Origin of the sequence: Actinoplanes sp. NPDC051475 (genome assembly GCF_040689425.1) — a bacterium.
In the GTDB taxonomy this organism is placed as follows: Bacteria; Actinomycetota; Actinomycetes; order Mycobacteriales; family Micromonosporaceae; genus Actinoplanes.
In genome coordinates this window covers 581309-601085 of sequence record NZ_JBFAZZ010000002.1, presented here as the reverse complement: position 1 = coordinate 601085, position 19777 = coordinate 581309, and the positions used below count along the sequence as shown (strand labels likewise).

Here is a 19777-nt window from a genome sequence, read left to right as displayed (position 1 = left end):
AGTACCACGTCCTCGCAGCTCACGACCATCCGCAATTGCGCACAAGGTCGTAAGCATTTCTGGCATCGTCGAAGAAGAAGACTCTGCGGTTAGCAACGCCATGGCGCGTTCACGCTCCTGGCTGATAGTGCTAGAAGGCGCCACGCACTCTTCTCGGCAGTTCAGGGCCCGAGAGACTGAACCGCGGTCACAGTGTGAAGACTGGCCGATGGTCTATGCACGCGGTCGGCAGCAGATGAGGGATGTCTGATCGCAACTCAGCGCGGCCGACCGAACCCCAGGATCGGCACTCGGTCAGGTCACACTGCCCGGAGTAGCGGCTCACCGCTGGACCTGGGGGAAGGTGGACTTGAGTTCGGCCAGAAAGGCGCGGTACCCGGCTTCGCCGTGCGCTAAGGCGGACGCGTAAACAGCGTTGAGGGCTGCGGTGAGGGGATCACGGTCCGCGTTCGCGAGAACTGCCGGCATGGCGACATGCTGCAGCGAAATTTCGGGTGCTTCTGGCCCGTTCACCACGCTCGGCATCCGGATCGTGGTGATCTCGATGGCGTCGAGCTGGGCCCAAACCTCGGTCGGGTAATCGTCCTCCGGGGCTTCGTGATCAAACGGCGGTGGCAACGGTTCGCCTTTGCGAAGCGCGGCCAGGGCCGCGACAACCCAGGGCAGCTGGTCGATCGAGGACACTGCGGCGGCCCGTTCGGCTGCCCACAACGCGACTGCTTTCAGAACGTCGCCATCCTGTTCTGCCAGCAGGTGGGGCAACTCGGGATCCAGTTCCTGGAGGGGGTTCGCAGACTCGGCTGCCGCGCGAAGGCGATCGCTGGGAATCCGATCGCCCCAGACCTCCTGGTCCATCAGCCGCTGGTACTCGGCGTCTTCCTTCTCGGCGGCCTCTCGCTCTCTCTGTGTACGCACCGCGAGGTCAGAAGCAGTCAGCGCGGGCTCCGGGTTGTGGTCATGCCAGTAGGCGGCCGCCCGGCTGGTTCGCCGAACGATACGGTCCGGAGCCGGTTGGGCTGGCCAGAACTGCAGGAGGTAGGAGTCGATGATCTCGTCCGCTCCGCTGTCCTGGTCGTCGCCCTGCTGCATCTTGTCGGCGCAGTACCGGACGCGGTAACTACCCGCGGGCAGGTCGATGGACCATCCGTCACTCATCAAACCCGCGAGAAACGATGAGTCGGTACGTGCAACGAAGGAGGCCTCGACCACTTCCTCCCAGCGTCCATCGATGACGGGTTCGGTGTCGTGCAGCTCAACCCGGAACTGGACATCGCCGGTGTGCAGCCCGGTGAAGAGGTCCAAGCGGCCGGCGGATGCCGCACCACACAACCCGTTGACCTGGCCACGCCACGGCTGCTTTTCGTCGTCCGACTCGTCATACGCCTCGTCACAGAGTTGGACCTGGTGATACGACAAGAACACGGATCCGTCGAAGAGCACTCTGGCCGTCATGCAACCGCCCCTTCAGGAGCTTTCACGCCCTTGCCGGACGCACGCATAGACGGCAGTCGAAGCGGCCAGTACTCCGCTGGTTCTGAAGCCATACGCTCAGCTTGCCTGCCGGCGACAGAGCTGTTTGGCAATCAGGAGAGCTCGGGTTGGAAAGTTGGTCCCATCCTCCGCGAGTCTTGGTCAGACCTTTCGACGGCCCTACACGTCACCGTCGGCTGAAACTGATCCCGGCCCTAGAAACCCGCGCCTCGCCATGGGGTGCGCTCTCACGCGCCGCCGGTACCTCGCGCACCGGGCGTCCGACGTCCGGCGGTCGATGCATGCCACCCGCACGACCACGATCGGGTGCACACTTCTCGGCAGTTCAGGATGCTGGTCGGCGTGGAGCGACGGTCACCGCCCTCGACCAGCCCGCGCGCGGACGGCGGCATGAGCACGCGTTACGGGCTTGGCGGTAAGACGTCGTACAGGCCGATTTCTTGCTCATCGGGCGCTTCGAAGTGACGCCGCCATCCGTCGATGTCCAAGCGTTGGATAGGAGGGTCCTCCATAGCGCGCTCGTGGATTCGGCGCCAGAGTTCTTCATCCGGTGCGTCCAGGTAGATCAGGTGCACCGCAGCCCCGAGCTCGCGCGCCCGGAGCCGGAGGGCGTCGCGCTCAGAACGGGCCCAAGTCCCCCACTCGACTATCACGGTGTTGCCGAGGAGTAGGAGCTCCTGGGCTAGCGACCATTGGAGTACCTCTACTCGTTCTCGCATGGCGGCGTCCCACAGGCTGACGCCGAGTGCTGTCATCCACTCATCAGGTCCGAGCCGCAGACCGCGCCGTTGAGCGGCCACTTCCTTGGCCTTGGTGGTCTTCCCGCTTCCCGGCAGCCCGCAGATGACGACGAGCAGGCCACCGGATGGTGCAGCGGGCGGGCGTTGGTCACCGTTGGTTGTCATACGAACCATGATCGCCGTTAGGTCATCACGCGGCTGGCCGACCCAAACGCCCTCAACTCGGCTACTCCATCAGGATGCCGAGCGGCGTGGCGCGACGGTCACCGTCCGTGGCCGCCCTCGACCAGCCCGCGCACGGACGGCGGCAGACATCCTATGTTTTTCGATGTCAAGTGCGGGGTTGGAGATGCGCCCAAGCGGTGGCTTCGTTGTAGGTGGTGCCGGTTTTGAGGCAGCCGTGCAGGATGCCGACCAGGCGGTTGCCGAGCTGCCGCAGGGCGGCTTGGTGGCCGGTGCCGCGTTCACGCAGGGTTTGGTAGTAGGCGCGGGCTCCGGGTGAGCCGCGCATGGCGCAGAACGCCCATTGGTGGACGGCGTCGGCGATGCGCCGGTTGCGGGCGTAGCGAGCGATGACGATGCGGCGAGTGCCGGACGCGCGGGTAATCGGAGAGGTACCCGCGTAGTTGCGGCGGCCTTTCGCGTCGCAGTAACGGTGGGGATCGTCGCCGAACTCGCCGAGAACCCGGGCGCCGAGCACGGGCCCGAGGCCAGGCAGGCTCAGGTAGCGCTCAGCGTCCCGGTGCCGGCCAAAATGCGATGCCACCACCTGCCCGAGTTCGGCAATCTCGATGTTGAGGATGTTGATGAGTTGCACCTGGCTGGACACGATCGCCGCATAGGCGTTCTGCACCGGCCGCGGCTGGCGCAACTGATCTGCTTTCAGCGTTTGCTGGATCGCGGTGGCTCTCCCGTCGAGGTCCCTGCGGCCGGCGTGGCGCAGGGCGGCGACAACGGTGACCCGGGGCAGCCGGGCAGCCCGGTCCGGATCGGGTGCGCGGTCCAGCAGTTCCAGGGCTTCACCTGCGCTCAGGTCGTCGAAGGCGTGCAGCGCGGCGGGGAAGAACTCCCGCAGCGCCGAGCGCAGCCGCAAAACCTGCCGGGTGCGGTCCCAGATCAAGCTCTGATGCGCCCGCGCCACCAGTTTCACCGCTTCGGCAAGGGCGCTGTCACCAGCGACCTGACGGTGATGGGTATGGTCCAAGCGCACGATCTCGGCCAAAACGTGGGCGTCACCAGCGTCGGATTTCGCACCCGAGGTGGAGTGCCGTTCCCGGTATCGGGCTACCGACATCGGGTTGATCGCGAACACCTGATACCCCGCCGTGAGCAGCGCTTGCACCCAGGTTCCGCGGTCCGTCTCGATGCCGATCTGCACCCCAGCGGCGGCTTCAGCCGCTTCGAGGTCCACCCACGAGGCGGGCATGTGCTCCGCGATCAGCGCATGCAACCGGCTGATGCCCTCAAGACCCTCAGGCAGTCGTGCACGGGCCAGCCGACGTCCGTCGTCGCCGAGAAGCTCGACGTCATGGTGGTCCTCGGCCCAGTCATCTCCGACCCAGATCATCCTCGCCTCCAGTATCGACACCGTGTCGGTGGCAGCAGCGCGGAGGAGACGCCAGCGATCTAATAGTCAAGTGCTCACCACACCCAGGGCGGGGCACGTCATCCCATCGGCTGTCTCATCTCCTCACGACCAGCGAGCGCACGGTCTGCCGCAAGACCTCAAAGGTCAAATGAGTGGAGTGCTGACCCGCCGGCCGCTACCGGAGCCATCCTGCACCAGCAGGCTGACGAAACCTATTAGATGAGAACGGTGGCGCCGCTTTCTAGGCGAACTGTGCTCTCTCCCGCTGCCAAGCGGCATGATTTGCCAAGGAAGGCAGAAACCTGCCGGCGGCCGACACAGGCGAGAGGAGCGCAGCGTGCCTAGCAGTAGGCGCTCGGCAAGCGCAGGATCTGGAGCGACAGGTGGACCAGGCGGATTTTCTTTGCGGTGGTGGGTTGTTGCCTTGCTGGGCGCGCTGCCTCAGATTTTGCTGGCGATGGGGGTACTGCTCTCAGGGCACGACTCGTCGGGCGACGAGGATAAGATGCGGTCGCAACTCGAGCTTTTAGCGGCCGTCGTATTCCTTTTTTGGTCGCTGGTCGGGTGTGGCGGGCTGGCTCTCTGGAGCCAAATGAGGCCGCTGGCCAGCGCTCTGGCGTGGGGAGCGGTCGTCGGATTCTTTCTGACAGGTTTCGTCTCTTGCGCTGTGCACTGAATTCGGCAGTTGAGGCCGTCGGGCAGAACAGCATGCGGTTCACTGACTGTGACCACGCGCGGCGGGCCGGCGCGCACGGACGGCGGCAGATGAGGACACCGCCGTTGCCGGTGCATAGTTAGCTCCGTGTCTCCAGGTTTGCTTCGCATCCGTACGCTTGCGCACAGCCCGTTCTGAGGAGAGCGCGATGGGACTGTCAACTCGCGAGTGCCCTGACTGCCACCGCAGTGTGCGGACGACCTTCAAGAAGACGGTCACCGGGCGGGAGGTATGCCCGGAGTGTGCGAACGCTCTATTCATGGGATCCGCCGCGGGGGCCATCACCGGGAACGTCGGCTCCGGATACGGCGTATGGGCAATGCTCATGCGCAAGATTCGTCGTTCAGGCTGACCCAATCCGACAGACGGCAGCTCAGGGCGAGGCACATTCATGCGCGGCGCACTGGTCTCTGGACACGGCTCACGGTCGGCGGCAATGAGCGGATGTCCGGGTTGCGGGAGTGCGGCACTCTGACAGTCGTCTTTGGCGCACAGCTGGGCTGGGCCCGCGTCGACGCAACCTGGAGTTATGAGGCGCTACCACTGATGTATGACGAGCTAGCTCCTCTGGCGAAGTCTCTGAGACACCGCAGGTCGCGTCAGAAACGCGCAGCCCCCCTTCGCGCGGCCCTGGCCGAGGCGGCAATGACGCGCAAGGAGCGACAGCTGCGTTCATCTAGTGAAGAGCCGGGCCCGCGACTCAACGAACTGGCCGAACTTCGCGAACGGCTGCAAGCCGAACTACGCGATCTGACAGATGCCGCGAGCCTGGCTGATACCACCGCCCAAGCGCTCGCGCAGACCGGCAGAGCGCTGGACTGCACGGCTGGTTGGTCCGTCGCCGACATCCTCGGCGGCGGATCCATCATCAGCATGATCAAAAACAATGAGCTGGACGAAGCGCTCGACCTGGCCTCCGAGGCCAATCAACACGTGTCCGCACTGCGACAAAGGCTGACCAGAATGCCGCTGTCGTCAACCGCTGATCGGCTGTACGCCGACGTCATCACTCGCTTTGCCGACATCAGCCTCGACAACATCCTGATTGATTTGTCGGTCCACCACCAGATCACCGCTGCTCGGGACCACATTGACAGCCTGCTGGTGCACGTCTGCGACATCCATGCCAAGCTCACGGATCAAGTCACCGCAGCGCAGGCCGAGCTCCGCACGGCCGAAGCAGAAAGGCGCACGCTGTTGCGTCTCGTGGGTTGAATTCCACGCTGCCAGTTCGCCCTTTTCGAGGCGTTGGAGCGCCTCACGTGTGCGGCTGGGGAGCACACGAGGATCTTGCCAGATCGCGGCGGCACATATCTGTCGGCCGTCGGCTGGTCCAGGCGAAACCTGGACGGTGCACTGCGCCCAGCGGCAGCCGGGCCGCCCGGTGCAAGCACGCCGTAGTGCACGCCCCGCCACCGCCCGCGATCCCTTGATGACCGAGTTCCTTCGCGGCGATCCGGGCGGGGTTGCCGACCGACGCCGGCTGCGGCTTCGTCGGAGAGCTCACCAAGCACACCCAGGTGCCCCATTACACCGCGGCCTGTTGTCGGCACATCCGCTCGCGTGTCCGTGGGCCTGCACCGGGGCGTTGACCCGGGTTAGCCGGGCGGGAGGGCGCCGGCGGCGGCGGTGACGCTGCGGTTGATCTCGCGGCTGGTGGCGGTCTGCTCCTCGACCATTGAAGCGGTGATTGCGGTGCCACTGTTCCCACCCACATGGGCTTTGTGGATCGCGGTCGGCGAGCGCTGAAGTCACAGCCTTGCCGGGCGCTGGTGGCGCGAGGCGTCATCAGCGCCCAAAGCGACCGGCGGCCCGCCGTGCGCGGGCAGCGCTCTCAACCCGGTATGGATGGTGCGCTGCAGCGCTCTTCCTCGCCTGTCGCGGCGCGCTGGGACTGGTCGGCGTGTGAGCGCGACGTCGATGTCGTCCGCGGACAGGGTGGCACTTCGCCGGTCGACGCAAACACCGTGCCGCCCGGCCTGAAGCGATAGGTGGCAGCCATGACGACAGGTGGCCGCGAGTCGAAGCGGCGAAGGCCATGTGTATCTGCCCTGCCCGATGCTGCCTGTCGGTTCGGGGTCGGCGCGCCGCTGTGCCACCGACTGTGTCGGCGGGTGGTCGCCTGTCATGAATCCGGCTTTTAGCAGGGTCGGAGCGTGAGCGGGTCGACAAGAGACTTCGAAGAGCCTTAATGTTTTCCCGCCGCGATCAAGGTTCACGGGGGGTTGCTCAGTGGCGTCACCGCATGCTGTCCACATATGTCACCAGGTCGTGGGCGGCCTCACGATTGCGCTGGTCGTGGCGCTCGCGCCGCTGAGCGCGCAGACGGCCGTACGGGCGTCGCCTACTGCGACGCGGTCGGTCACGGCGCTGGATCAGGCGTCCGCGTTGCGGCTGGCGCGGCAGTCGGGTGACCGGGTCGAGGTGCTCGCCGAGCGTTCGGAGTACAGCCAGGTCTTCGCCGAGCCGTCCGGGCATCTGACGTACGAGGCGGGCGTTGTGCCGGAGCGGGTGCGTCGCGCGGACGGCTCCTGGGCCGATGTCGATCTGAGCCTGACCGAGGCCGGCGGGGTCGTGCGTCCCCGCGTCTCGGTGGCGGACGTGAGGTTCTCCGCCGGGGGGTCCGGGCCGCTGGCCACCGTTGCCGAGGGGGGCAAGCAGCTCACCCTCACCTGGCCCGGTGGTCCGCTCCCGGCGCCGGCGCTCGCGGGTGACACGGCGACCTACCCCGAGGTGCTGCCGGGGGTGGACCTCGCGGTGCGCGCCACGGAGGACGGGTTCTCCCACGTTCTCAAGGTCAAGACCGTGCAGGCGGCAGCGAACCCGGCGCTTCGCGCGATCACGTTCGAGACCGGTGGCGACGCTGATGTGCGCCGTAACCGGGACGGATCGCTGGCGGCGGTGGCCGGGAACCGGCTGATCGCCTCGGCGCCCGCGCCTGCGATGTGGGACTCGACGGCTTCTGCATCCCCACCGGCCGGCTTGGGTGTTCCTTCGGGCAAGCCGGCCCGCTCGGCGGCGGCCCGGGCCGCGGCGGCGTCACCCGAGCCGTCCTCGGTGGCCGCGCCGGCCGATACGGCCCGGGTGGCGGCGGTTACCACGGAGATCTCCGGCGACGGGGACCTTGTGCTGCGCCCGGATCCGTCGCTGCTCGGCACCGGGGTTACCTATCCGGTGTACATCGACCCGGCTTGGAGCAAGGGCAAGAAGCGCTGGGCGTACGCGACGAACAACAACTCCAATAACGGCGACGTCTCCCGTGCCCGCGTGGGAATGGATCCGGACGGGCGGATCTACCGTTCGTACTTCGAGTTCCCTACCGCTGAGCTCAAGGGTAAGCACGTCGAGTGGGCGTACGTGCAGATGAAGCTGGATCACTCGTACTCGTGCGACAACACGTGGACGCACATGTACAGCGCCAACCCGATCTCTGCGACACCGCGCACGGCGTGGAAGTCATTCCTGAAGCACCTGTCGGCGGCGGAGTCGCACGCCAACGAGGGCGACGGTTGTTCGGACTCGCCGCAGCCCGACATGATCGTCAACTTCACCGGCTCGGCCGTCACGTCGCTGCTCGGCGGCGTGGCCTCGAAGGGTTCGTCGACCGTCACCGTCGGGTTCAGCGCTGGCAACGAGGATCACGAGTACGAGACCGCCAAGGAGCGGTGGAAGAAGTTCTTTCCCAGCAACGCCAAGCTCATCGCGGATGTCGACGCCGAGCCGGGCAAGCCCTACTCGCTGCAGGTGTCCGGTATCGCATGCCGCAGCACCTCGATCGCCATCGGCACCACGACGCCGTACTTCTCCGCCGTGATGCCGGACGGCGACGGCAGTCAGTCCTTGTCGAGCACCTGGGAGTGGTACAAGGTCGCCGACAACTGGGTGCAAATGCCTTCGCCTCCGAAGAGCGGCACTGCCGCCAACACCCGTGACTACAGCCAGACCGTCACGGCGAGCAACAACCAAACGTACGCGATGCGTGTCAAGAGCACCGATCCGGCGCCCTACTCGCTCCCCAGCGACTGGTCCGACTGGTGTTATTTCCGCATCGATACCAATGATCCACCGGTGACCGCCACCATGACCTCGCCGCCGGAGGGGCCGGGCCGGCCGGGCACTTTCCTGATCACATCCACCGCCACGGACGTCACGACGTTCCGGTACGGCTGGAACGAGGCGGTGCTCACTGAGAAGCCCGCTGGGACCGTCACGGACGCGAACGGCATTTCCAGGAAGGGCATCAAGGTCGAGCTGACCGCACCGAAGTACGGCGAGAACGTGCTGCATCTGCAGGCCGTCGACGGTGCACGGAACGAGGGAGACGGCTCCCTCACCTTCAGCGTCGGACGACCGTCGCCGCCGATCGCTCGCTGGGGCCTGGAGAAGTACCCCGACATCGAGCCCGGCTTCGAACTGGCCGACGCCCAGCCCACGCTGCCGACCCGGCCGGCGTCATTCCAGCGCGCGGACGCACAACTCGAGCCGCCCCTGAACATCACCTGGACCGACAAGCAGCGGCTCGTCGGGGGCAAGAACGCCACCTTCAACAACAACGGTGTCATAACCACGAACGCCGTCGTCGACACCACCAAGAGCTTCGCCGTGGCTGCGTGGGTCCGGCTGGACGACGTCACCGGCTACCGCACGATCGTTTCGCAGGACGGCTCCGACGTCGCGAACTTCCAGCTGCAGTTCCGCAGCGATGATCGCAACGGCGACGGCACGGCCGACAAGTCTTTCTGCTTCCTCATGCGTAATGCCGACGAGGCGAGTGCCGGCAGCGTGACCGTCTGCGGGGTGAATACCGCGGTCGCCGGGCGCTGGACTCACGTCGCCGGCGCCTTCGACGCCGCCGAGAAGCAACTGCAGGTCTGGGTGGATGGCGTGCAGAAGGCCGAGGAACCTGCGCCGGCGCCGTGGAGCAGCACCAGTAAGTTCCGGATCGGCAACCGTAAGCAGACTGCTACGTCGTGGACCGACAACCTGATCGGTTCCGTCGCTGATGTGCAGGTTTTCGACCGGGTGCTGGTCAAGCACGACTTCGGCGGCCAGCGGGCGACCGATGCGGGATCCGGCGGAGTGAACGAGCCAGGGATTCTCGAGCCCATTCAGGTGGGCGACTGGGACTTTCAGACAGCCGTGCCGTGCTACGACCCGTCCGTGCCTGACACCTGTGAGGCGACGGACGGCACCGGATGGGGCCGCAACCTTCGCCTCACGCAGGGGGCGGACGTCGAGACCGGCGCTCGCGGTGCCTATCTGAGCCTGGACAAGCGGCAGCTGCTGTACGACGACCCGAGCGATCCTTTCTACGGCATTCCGACCCGCGAGTACGGCTCCACCCAGCGAAACACGGCGGCCCAGGGACAACCCGCACAGTGGCATGACGCGCCTGTCCTGCGCACGGATCAGTCATTCTCCGTGTCGGCATGGGTGCATGTGGACTCGGTGACGACGACCATGACGGCCATCGCGGCCAAGGGCACCAAGCAGTCGGGCTTTTATCTCGGCACGCGCCAGTCCACCCTCGACGGGGTGACCGCCCAGCGGTTCGAGGTGATGACGGCCAGTACAGACTCCGACCTCGGGGAGACGTACAGCCACGTCATCGCGCCGCGACCCTTGGACGTCGACGACGAGGGCTCGTTCACGCATCTGATGATGGTCTACGACGCTTCGCAGAAGCAGATCCGCCTGTACGTCAACGGTGTCTGGGCCGCCAGCGGACCCTGGCCCTCTGCCTGGCAGGCGAACGGGCCCCTACTCGTGGGCGGCTCCTGGTGGGCAGCTGACAATGCCGCCGGAAACTTCACCGACCCCTGGCTGGGCGGCATCGACGACGTCCGGGTGTACCAGGGCATGCTGACCGGCGCCCGGATCGAAACCCTCTACGACGAGCAGACCGCGTGAGCGAGACGGGGAACACGATGAATCGCGCAAGACTTCTGGTCGCCGTCGGAGCGGTCGGTGCCCTGGTGGCCTCCGCCCTGTCAGTCTCGCCGGCCGCCGAGGCCAAGCCGGTGGACCCCGGCCACCTCGTCGCGCAGTCCGAGCCGCTGGACCATGACGGCGGCGAGGTCCATGGGGTGCCGTGGAAGCCGAAGGAGCTGCCGGACGTCAAGCTGCCCGCGCCGGTCTGGCCGCCGGCGGGAACCCCCGTCACTACTACGGCCCCGGCGAGCAAGGCGAAGCGCGCCGCCTCCGCGTCCGCAGCGGCAACCGCTGTGGTGGTCGACCGTGCGACGGTTCCCGAGCGGTGGAGGGCGGCCGTCGTGGCCCGGCTCTCCGGCGGCCCTGCGTCGGTGACGATGAACTACTCGGCGTATCAGTACGCGTACGGCGGCAATTGGTCGTCGCGTCTGCGCCTGTGGTCGCTGCCGGAGTGCGCGTTGACCACCCCGGACAAGGCCGGCTGCACGGCCACGCCGTTGCCGTCGCGCAACGACGTCGCCAAGAAGACGGTGACCGCGGAGATCACCTCGCCCGCCGCCGAGCGCGCCGCAACCCGCAGTTCCTCGGGTGCGTCGTTCGTAGCCTTGGCCGCGGCGCCGGCGGGTGACTCCGGCGACTTCGGAGCGACCTCGTTGTCGCCGTCGTCGACCTGGTCGGCAGGGGCCTCCACGGGAGACTTCACCTGGTCGTACCCGATGCGCGTGCCCAGCGCGATGGGCGGGCCGGAGCCCGAGATCGGTCTCGCCTACTCCTCGTCGAGCGTGGACGGCCGGTCGTCGGCCACCAACAACCAGCCGTCCTGGATCGGGGAGGGGTTCGAGTACTCGCCGGGCTTCATCGAGCGCCGGTACGTGCCGTGCTCAGAGGACAAATCAGGGTCGCCCAACAATCCCGAGTACACCGGTGACCTCTGCTGGCGGTCGCAGAACGCCACGATGTCTCTCGGCGGCAGCAGCTCCGAGCTGGTGTACGAGGACGGCAAGGGCTGGCACTCCCGCTCCGAGGACGGCTCGAAGATCGAGCGGTTGACCGGCGCGACGAACGGCGACAACGACGGCGAGCACTGGAAGGTCACCTCTACCGACGGTACCCAGTACTTCTTCGGCCTCAACAAGCTCACCGGTGAGAGCGCGGACACCAACTCGGCGTGGACCGTCCCGGTCTACGGCAACCACTCGGGGGAGCCCGGCCACGACACCTCGTTCCACGACTCACGGGTCACCCAGGCCTGGCGGTGGAACCTCGACTACGCCATCGACACCCGCGGCAACACGATCTCGTTCTGGTACGACAAGGAGACGAACCAGTACGGGGCAGAGGCCAAGGAGTCGCAGAACGTCTCATACGTTCGCGGTGGCGTACTAACCCGCATCGACTACGGCACCTGGGACCGGGGCAGCAGCGACCGCTCGGTCAACCCGCTCGCCCAGGTGGTCTTCGACCCTGCCGACCGCTGCCTGTCCGACTGCTCCAACCACGACGGCTCGCACTGGCCGGACACGCCCTGGGATCAGGAGTGCAAGGCCACCGCCACCGAATGCGACGACATGACGCCGACCTTCTGGTCGACCAAGCGCCTCGCCAAGGTGACCACCCGCGTCTGGGACACCAAGAAAGCGCCCCCCGGCTGGCAGAACGTCGATTCGTACACGTTCACGCACTCATTCCCATCACCCGGCGACGGGCAGAAGGGGGGCCTGTGGCTGCGCTCGATCGTGCACGCCGGCCACGTCGGCGGCACCGTGACCCTGCCGCCGGTGACGCTGGAGCCGGTCGCGATGCAGAACCGCGTCCTGACGAAGACCAACACCACCAACAACTGGCAGCGGCTGAGCAACATCTACACCGAGACCGGTTCACAGATCCAGGTGACGTACTCGCTGCCCGAGTGCAAGTCCGGTGACCTGCCGTCCTCGCCGCAGAGCAACACCAAGCTCTGCTACCCGGTGGTCGGCCCCGACCCGTCCAACCCCGACGGGCCGGACATCACCGAGTGGTGGCACAAGTACGTCGTGACGAAGGTGTCACAGAGCGACACCCAGCTGGCGGACGGTCACCAGAGTCCGACGGTCAACACCTATTACACGTACGGCGAGACGCCGGCCTGGCACTACGCCGATGACGACGGGCTGACCAAGCCCAAGCGCAAGACGTGGGACCAGTTCCGCGGCTACGCGACGGTGACGACCCAGGTCGGCGATTCCGACAAGTCACTGACGAAGACCACTTACCTGCGCGGCATGCACGGCGACAAGTCATCGCCGGGTGGCGGCCCCCGCACGGTGACGGTCGACGCGTCCGTGGGCTCGGAGACCGTCTACGACGAGGACCAGTACGCCGGCATGGTCCGCGAGCAGGTCGTCTACAACGGCACCGAGGACAAGCCGGTCAGCAAGACGGTGAACGTCCCTTGGCGTTCGGAGCCCACCGCGTCGCGGACGATCAACGGCGACACCGTGACCGCCCGGTACGTGGGCACCAAGACGACGTACTCGAGCACAGCGCTGGGCGTCAACGGCGCCCGGGGCTGGAGCACAACGAGCACGACGACGTCGTTCGACGGCTACGGGATGCCGACCACGGTGCAGGACAACGGCGACATCGCCAAGACCGGCGACGAGAAGTGCACCACCACGTCGTACAACCGGAACACGGCGAAGAACCTGCTCGCCACGGTCAAGCGGGTGACGATCAAGGCTCTGCCCTGCGCCACCGCACCGACCGAGCCCAAGCACATCCTCTCGGACGGGGTGAGTTTCTACGACGGCGCGACCAGCTCGAGCACGGCGCCGGTACACGGCGCCCTGACGCGCGCCGACACGCTGAAGGACTGGACAGCCGCCAACGGCACAGCCTGGCAGACCACCAGCAAGGCCTCGTTCGACGACTTCGGCCGACAGCTGACCTCGACCGACGCCCGCGGCAACACCGTCACCACGGCATTCACCCCGGCCAAGAGCCTGACCACCAGCCGCACCCAGACCAACCAGCTCGGCTGGGTGACCACGACAGAGATTAACCCGTCCTGGGCGCAGCCGGAGAAGGTGACCGACCCGAACGGACGCGTCACCGAGGTGGACTACGACGCCCTCGGCCGCACCTCGCAGGTTTGGGACGTCGGCTGGCCACGGGACGGTCATGAGACCCAGCCGTCGTCGAAGTTCACCTACGGCTACAGCGGGGGCCGCTCCGCGTACCCCTACGTGAAGACCGAAGCGCTCAACGCCGCCGGCGGCACGATTGTCACCTTCCAGATCCTCGACGGCCTGCTGCGCCCGCGGCAGACTCAGACACCGGCGGTGGGCGGCGGCCGAGTGGTCACCGACACCCTCTACGACGCCCACGGCCGCGCCGAAATGACGTTCGGCGCCCACGCGGAGCCGGGTGACCCGTCGGGCCTGCTGTGGTGGGAACCGGCGTGGTCGGTGCCCAGCCAGAATCAGACCTACTACGACCGGGCCGACCGGGCGACCGCCGTGGCATACCGAGCCGGCGACGGCGAGACCAACATCGTCGAGAAATGGCGGACCACCACCACGTACGAGGGTGACCGCACCACGGTCGTACCGCCCAAAGGCGGCACCTCCACCACCACCGTGACCGACGCTCTCGGGCACACCACCGAGGCCTGGCAGTACACGACCGCCGGGGCCTCCTCCGGCGCCCACCTCACCACGACGTACGGCTACAACGACAAGGACCAGCTGACGTCGGTGAAGGACCCCGCCGGCGACGAATGGACCATGAAGTACGACGTCAAGGGCCGGCTGATCGAGAGCAGGGACCCCGACAAGGGCAAGTCGACGCTGACCTACACCGCGTACGACGACCTGCAGACGACCACGGACGCACGCGGCAAGGTCCTCTGGTACACGTACGACGACATGGGCCGCAAGTCCGCGGTCTACGACACCGCCGTGGCCGACGCCAACAAGCGCGTGGAGTGGAAGTACGACACCCTCTACTCCGGCGTACCGCTCAAGGGCCAGATGACGCAGGCCATCCGATACGACAACGGCAACGCGTACAAATGGCAGGCCCGCGGCTTCACGCTGCGATACGACGTCGCCGGCGAACAGTACGTGATTCCCGCGTCGGAGCCCGGTATCACAGGTACGTACGTGTACGGCTACAACTACTCGCCTTACACGGGCGCACCGACCACCATGACGTACCCCGCGGCCGCAGACGTGACCGCAGAGACCATCACCACCAAGTACGACCCCACGTCCGGCCTCCCCACCAGCCTAGAGACCAACCGGGCGAACGTCGGCTCTTATGTGGCCGCCCAGCAGTACAGCGCCTTCGGCGAGCCGACCGTCAGCACCCTCAAGATCGCCGGTGGTGTCTACGCCGAAGAATCGGTCGCCTACGAGCACGACACTCGCCGCGTGCACGAGGTCAAGGTCAAGCCCGAAACCTCGACAGGTACGGTCTCCAGCCGCATCTACGACTGGGAGAAGAACGGCAACCTGCTCTCCATCGCCGACACCCCGCAGGTGGGCGATGCCGACACGCAGTGCTTCGGCTACGACCCGCTGCAGCGGCTCACCACGGCATGGACGCCCAAGTCCGGCGTACCCTGCGCCACCACCCCGTCAGCGGCGAACCTGGGCGGCCCCGCACCGTACTGGCTCGACTGGACCATCGACGACCTCGGCAACCGCACCAAGCAGGTCTCGCACACCGCATCAGGCGACAAGACCACCACCTACACGGTGCCCACACCGGGCACCGGCGTCGTCCGCCCGCATGCGGTCACTGGCACCTCGACGGTGGAACCAGGCAAGGCCACCCCAGCGACGACGTCGTTCACCTACGACGCGGCCGGTAACACGATCACCCGTCCGGGACAGACCCTCACCTGGGACAGCGAGGGCAAGCAGTCGACGATCGTGGAGAACGGCAAGACGACCACCACGAACGTCTACGACCCGGACGGTGGTCGCTTCGTCCACCGGGACGCCACCGGCACCACCGTGTACCTGCCCAGCATGGAGCTGCGGAAGCCGGCCACCGGAGCAGCCACGGTGACCCGTTACTACTCGTTCGGCGGCAGGACAGTCGCGTCGCGAACCGGGGCGGCGGAGTCGCTCAACTGGTTGTTCACGGACCATCAGGGCACCCAGTCGGTGACGGTCAACGCGTACACCCAGAAGGCCACGACCCGCCGCCAGCAGCCCTACGGCGACAACCGCGGCGCAGCGGTCCAGTGGCCGACGCTGAAGGGCTTCGTCGGCGGCGACATCGATCCGAGCGGGTTGGTCAACGTCGGGGCCCGGGTCTACGACGCTGCAATGGGTCGCTTCCTCTCGGTCGACCCGGTCCAGGACCTGATGGATCCGCAGCAGTGGAACGGCTACTCGTACAGCAACAACAACCCGACCACGCTGTCCGACCCGTCCGGCCTGCGACCGGACTGCGGAAACGGGGGCGGCTACAGCACCTGCGACAACGCGGTCCCGGTAGCGCCCAAGGCCCGAAAGAAGGGCCGGCCGACCGGCTGGTCCGACAACAACACCACGCACCGCTATCACGGCTCCAGCAATCGCTACGGCCGGCACGGCACCAAGGTGACCACCTACTCCGACGGCACCCAGGCGGTCAACAACGTCGTCCTCCCCAAGGGCGGCCCCGACCTCAACAAGCTCATCCCTCAGATAGACGAGAACCGTCATCTGTGGAATACCGACACGGACGGGTGCCTCTCGGACGACTGTCGGTGGGAGACCTTGCGCGACATCTTTGTCGCCTGCGGCATTGGCACCGAGCAATGCAATGACAGCTGGTGGATCGAGATCGGCAAAGAACGCGACACCGCGATGTGCGCGGATCTGCCCTGCGACGGGACGCCGATCAGCGGAGCTGCGAGCGGGGCGCTCAAGGCCGTCGAGAGGGAAGCCGCAGACGCGGCGTCGTCTGGCACCAAGGCCAGCCGGGTCGCCGCGAACTTCTGCCACGGCGGGAACAGCTTCACCGCGGACACGCTGGTGTTGATGGCCGACGGTGGCAGCAAGAAGATCGCCGAGATCCGAGTCGGCGACAAGGTCCTCGCCACAAATCCAAGGACCGGCCGGACCGAGTCGCGCGACGTCACAGCGACACACCTGAACCACGATAAGAAGTTCACGGACCTGACCGTGAGGACCTCGAACGGCAAGTCAGCACTGATCCGGACCACCCAGGACCACCCGTTCTGGGACCAGGCCAGCCACAAATGGATCAAGGCCCGCGAGCTTAAGGCCAGCAGCCGGCTCCGCGCCGCCAACGGCGCCCAGCACGCCCTGGTAGCGACTCGTTCGTACGCTGGCACGCGCTGGATGTACAACCTCACCGTCGATAGGCTGCACACGCACTATGTGCTGGCTGGCAATACGCCCGTCCTGGTACACAACTGCGATGTCGTGACGCTACTCGGCCGCTCGGCGGACATCGATAGGTACCTTGACGGAAAGCCTTTGGGAGGGTTTGAAGCGGACCGCCTGAATGCCCGGGGCACGATGAATGACGGGAGAAGTGGCACGGGTGGTTGGAACTGGACGCGCAACAAACGCTTTATCAACGACGCGCTGGCCCAAGGCAGGAAGATCCGCCTACTGACGGATCCGAATAAGGCGCTCTATGAAGGGGGGAACGTCTACCAACGAGAACTGAGGTACTTAAAGAAGAAGGGATACGGCTGGGAGCAAGACGGCGATTATTGGCGCGTGATACGCAACCCGTAGGATCAGAAAGACTGCGCTCGCTACACACTAACGACACGGGAGTCGCCTTGGGCAAAAAGGGATTTGCAGCCGTTCGGAGCTCCTTCTTCGACGAAGCAAGTCGAGCGTTCGAGTTCTTGGTTAGCGACTTCGGGCTAAACGGCCCGGAACTTCGGACCGTCCTGTTGCCGTCTGTCAGATTCACCGGCGGAGGCGTTCGCTATGCGATCAGACTGGACACCGGCGAGAAGAATGTGATTACAGATGTTGAAATCGACTTCAACGAGAAGAGGCTCATCGCCGAGCTTCCGGACTTGGTGCAGGCTGCAGGCATTGGCGCCCGAAACCATGTCACTTCGAAGGCGACTTCGCTGAACGCACTACAAAACACGTTGGAGCTGCACGCTCGATACCTTCGGCAGCTTCAGCCGCTCATGCAGCCCGACAAGATACTTGGCCTGATGCGGGCGGCGGAAGCACGGGAGTGGAGCTAATTCGCCACGAACGGTATTAACTCCGAGGGCTGCACGACGACCCAAGCGGGCGCAAATCAGGGCCGCGGGCGACGCGTAAGGCCTTCCGACGAAGATTCATCTGGAGTCACTTTGGGCAAGAAGGGTTTCGCCGCCGTCGTGGATGCGTTCTGGGACGAGGCTTCCGACGTGTTCGCCTTCCTTGCCAGCGAATTCGGGTTGAACGGCCCGGAAAGATCAAATCTGGTAATACCAGCAATCACTTACACCGGCGGGGGCGTTCGCTACGAAGTCATGCTGGATACCCGTGAGAAGAATGTCGATACAAGCGTTAACGTCGCCCTCGAGACCGAGACGCTTGACGCCCCCCTTGAAGCCCTGGTGGCAGCGGCTGGCCTCGGCGCACGAAACCATGTCACGTCGAAGGCGGCCACGCTGAGCGGCCTACGACACACGCTGGAATTGCACGCCCAGTATATGCGGCTACTGATGCCCTACATGACACCCGAAAAAGTCGTGGATCTCATGCGCGCGGCGGATGCTCGAGAATGGACTGGCAGCTGACCGCGAAATGTACCTTCAGGTCCGGAGTTCGATCTCAGGGGGCGGGAGTTCACCGCCGAGCCTCCCGCCCCGGTGTACGCCGCTAAGTTGCTGCCCGCGCGAGACCATGCCACCCGAACGGCAGCCGCGCGCAGCAACTTAGCGGCGTAGATGGCGTGCGGGAGTAGTCGACGCCGGGCCGCGCGTGCACCGGAACGACGGCTGTCGCAAAGGCGACGTTGTAAACGGGTGCCCGCGGTGATCTCCTTTATCCCGCGAAACCCATAGGATGACGTCTTGCACTCGCGCAGCCAGTCCCGACCCACACGGAGCCGCCTTGAGTGGAAAGAGATTCACAGCCGTCCAGCAGTCGTTCTTTGATGAGGCAAGCAAAGCATCCAAGTACCGGAACCCGCGGAGTCACCTTGAGTAAGCGCGGATTTGTCGCCGTCCAGGAGTCCTTCTTCGATGAGACGGGCAAGGCGTTTCAGTTTCTGACGAGCGAATTCGGCATGAATGGTCCAGAGCTTCGGACAGTCTTGCTACCGGCGGTCGCGTTCGGTGGCCGGGGCATTCGCTATGTGATCAAGCTCGATGTCTCCGGGATGAGCCTGGTTACCCAGGCAGAGGTCGAACTAGAGGCCAGCCGTCTCATCGCCAAGCTTCCAGAGCTGGTGCAGGCCGCTCGCATTGGTGCCCGAAACCATGTCACTTCGAAGGCGACCACGTTGAGCGGACTGAAGCACACGCTGAAACTACATGCTCGATACGTCCGACAGCTTCAGCCTCTCATGGAGCCGGACCACGTACTCGCTTTGATGCGAGCGGCGAATGCTCGGGAGTGGGACTGATGCATGAAACGAGGTCGGGTTCAGAGCGCTGCGAGGATGCTGCGGTGGACGAGTTCGTCGATCCTCGCCGTGAGGTGTAGCGGCTGCGGGTCGAGAACGCCAGGCTGTCGCGGCTGCTAAAGCTGCGTGCGCATGCCCGAAGGCGTTGGCTGCGAGGGCAACCGTGGCCCTAATCCGCGGGGGCCTGCGCCTCGTCGACGGAGAGCATGGTGTGCTGGTCCCACACGTCGTCGCTGACGGTCTGCGCTCGTGGTGCGTCGAGGGCGGCTGCTATCAGCACCCGTCTCACCAGCTACAGGGCTACCTCGCCTGCTGCTGCCCACCTCCGGCCTGACGCCCCGTCGCAGAGGGCAGCAGCCGGTGGCAGGACCGAAGACGCCCCGCATTGGGAACGACAACCGCGCGAGAGCCGAGGACCGTCGACACCCTCCGGACCCGGGAGGTGCGCAGATGACGCAGGGAATCTTCAAGCGATGCGGCTGCCGGGACACCTCCGGCAGGCGGCTCGGCGAATCCTGCCCGCGCCTGAGCGAGCGCCGCCACGGCAGTTGGCACTTCCGCTGCCGTACCCCCAGCCTCTGGGACCGCTCCGAACAGCTGCGCCGCGGCGGTTTCCCCTCCCACGCCGCCGCCCGCCGCGCCCGCGATGAGGGTTCTCGCCCTGTCCCGCGAGCAACGCGCGGGCCAATCCTGGACCGTCGCCCGGTGGCTGCGCTACTG

Annotated in this window: 9 protein-coding genes; 6 read left to right on the top strand and 3 right to left on the bottom strand. The window is 66.0% G+C overall.

Going from position 1 to position 19777, the window contains the following annotated elements:
* Positions 1 to 321 precede the first annotated feature (321 nt).
* The 3 genes from AB0368_RS07185 to AB0368_RS07175 form a co-directional block, all read right to left on the bottom strand.
* Positions 322 to 1452: a hypothetical protein gene (locus AB0368_RS07185; protein ID WP_366152877.1), complete on the bottom strand. Its 1131-nt coding sequence runs from the start codon at positions 1450 to 1452 to the stop codon at positions 322 to 324.
* A 440-nt stretch (positions 1453 to 1892) separates the two neighbouring features.
* On the bottom strand, positions 1893 to 2396 hold the full coding sequence (locus tag AB0368_RS07180; protein ID WP_366152876.1) for an ATP-binding protein: 504 nt from the start codon (positions 2394 to 2396) through the stop codon (positions 1893 to 1895).
* Between the two features lie 166 nt (positions 2397 to 2562).
* Positions 2563 to 3798, bottom strand: coding sequence for an IS110 family transposase (locus AB0368_RS07175; protein WP_366152875.1), 1236 nt, complete (start codon positions 3796 to 3798; stop codon positions 2563 to 2565).
* 1381 nt (positions 3799 to 5179) lie between these two features.
* Here AB0368_RS07175 and AB0368_RS07170 point away from each other — a divergent pair.
* From AB0368_RS07170 to AB0368_RS07145, 6 genes are all read left to right on the top strand, one after another.
* On the top strand, positions 5180 to 5749 hold the full coding sequence (locus AB0368_RS07170; RefSeq protein WP_366152874.1) for a hypothetical protein: 570 nt from the start codon (positions 5180 to 5182) through the stop codon (positions 5747 to 5749).
* A gap of 1056 nt (positions 5750 to 6805) precedes the next feature.
* Positions 6806 to 10444, top strand: a complete 3639-nt coding sequence (locus AB0368_RS07165; RefSeq protein ID WP_366152873.1) for a LamG domain-containing protein — start codon at positions 6806 to 6808, stop codon at positions 10442 to 10444.
* On the top strand, positions 10441 to 17211 hold the full coding sequence (locus tag AB0368_RS07160) for a polymorphic toxin-type HINT domain-containing protein (RefSeq protein WP_366152872.1): 6771 nt from the start codon (positions 10441 to 10443) through the stop codon (positions 17209 to 17211). The genes AB0368_RS07165 and AB0368_RS07160 overlap by 4 nt, the downstream gene beginning before the upstream one ends.
* 47 nt (positions 17212 to 17258) lie before the next feature.
* Entirely contained in the window at positions 17259 to 17684 is a 426-nt protein-coding gene (locus AB0368_RS07155) for a hypothetical protein (protein WP_366152871.1), read from the top strand.
* 111 nt (positions 17685 to 17795) lie between these two features.
* Entirely contained in the window at positions 17796 to 18227 is a 432-nt protein-coding gene (locus AB0368_RS07150) for a hypothetical protein (protein WP_366152870.1), read from the top strand.
* Between the two features lie 404 nt (positions 18228 to 18631).
* Positions 18632 to 19057: a hypothetical protein gene (locus AB0368_RS07145; RefSeq protein WP_366152869.1), complete on the top strand. Its 426-nt coding sequence runs from the start codon at positions 18632 to 18634 to the stop codon at positions 19055 to 19057.
* The last annotated feature ends 720 nt before the right edge of the window (positions 19058 to 19777 follow it).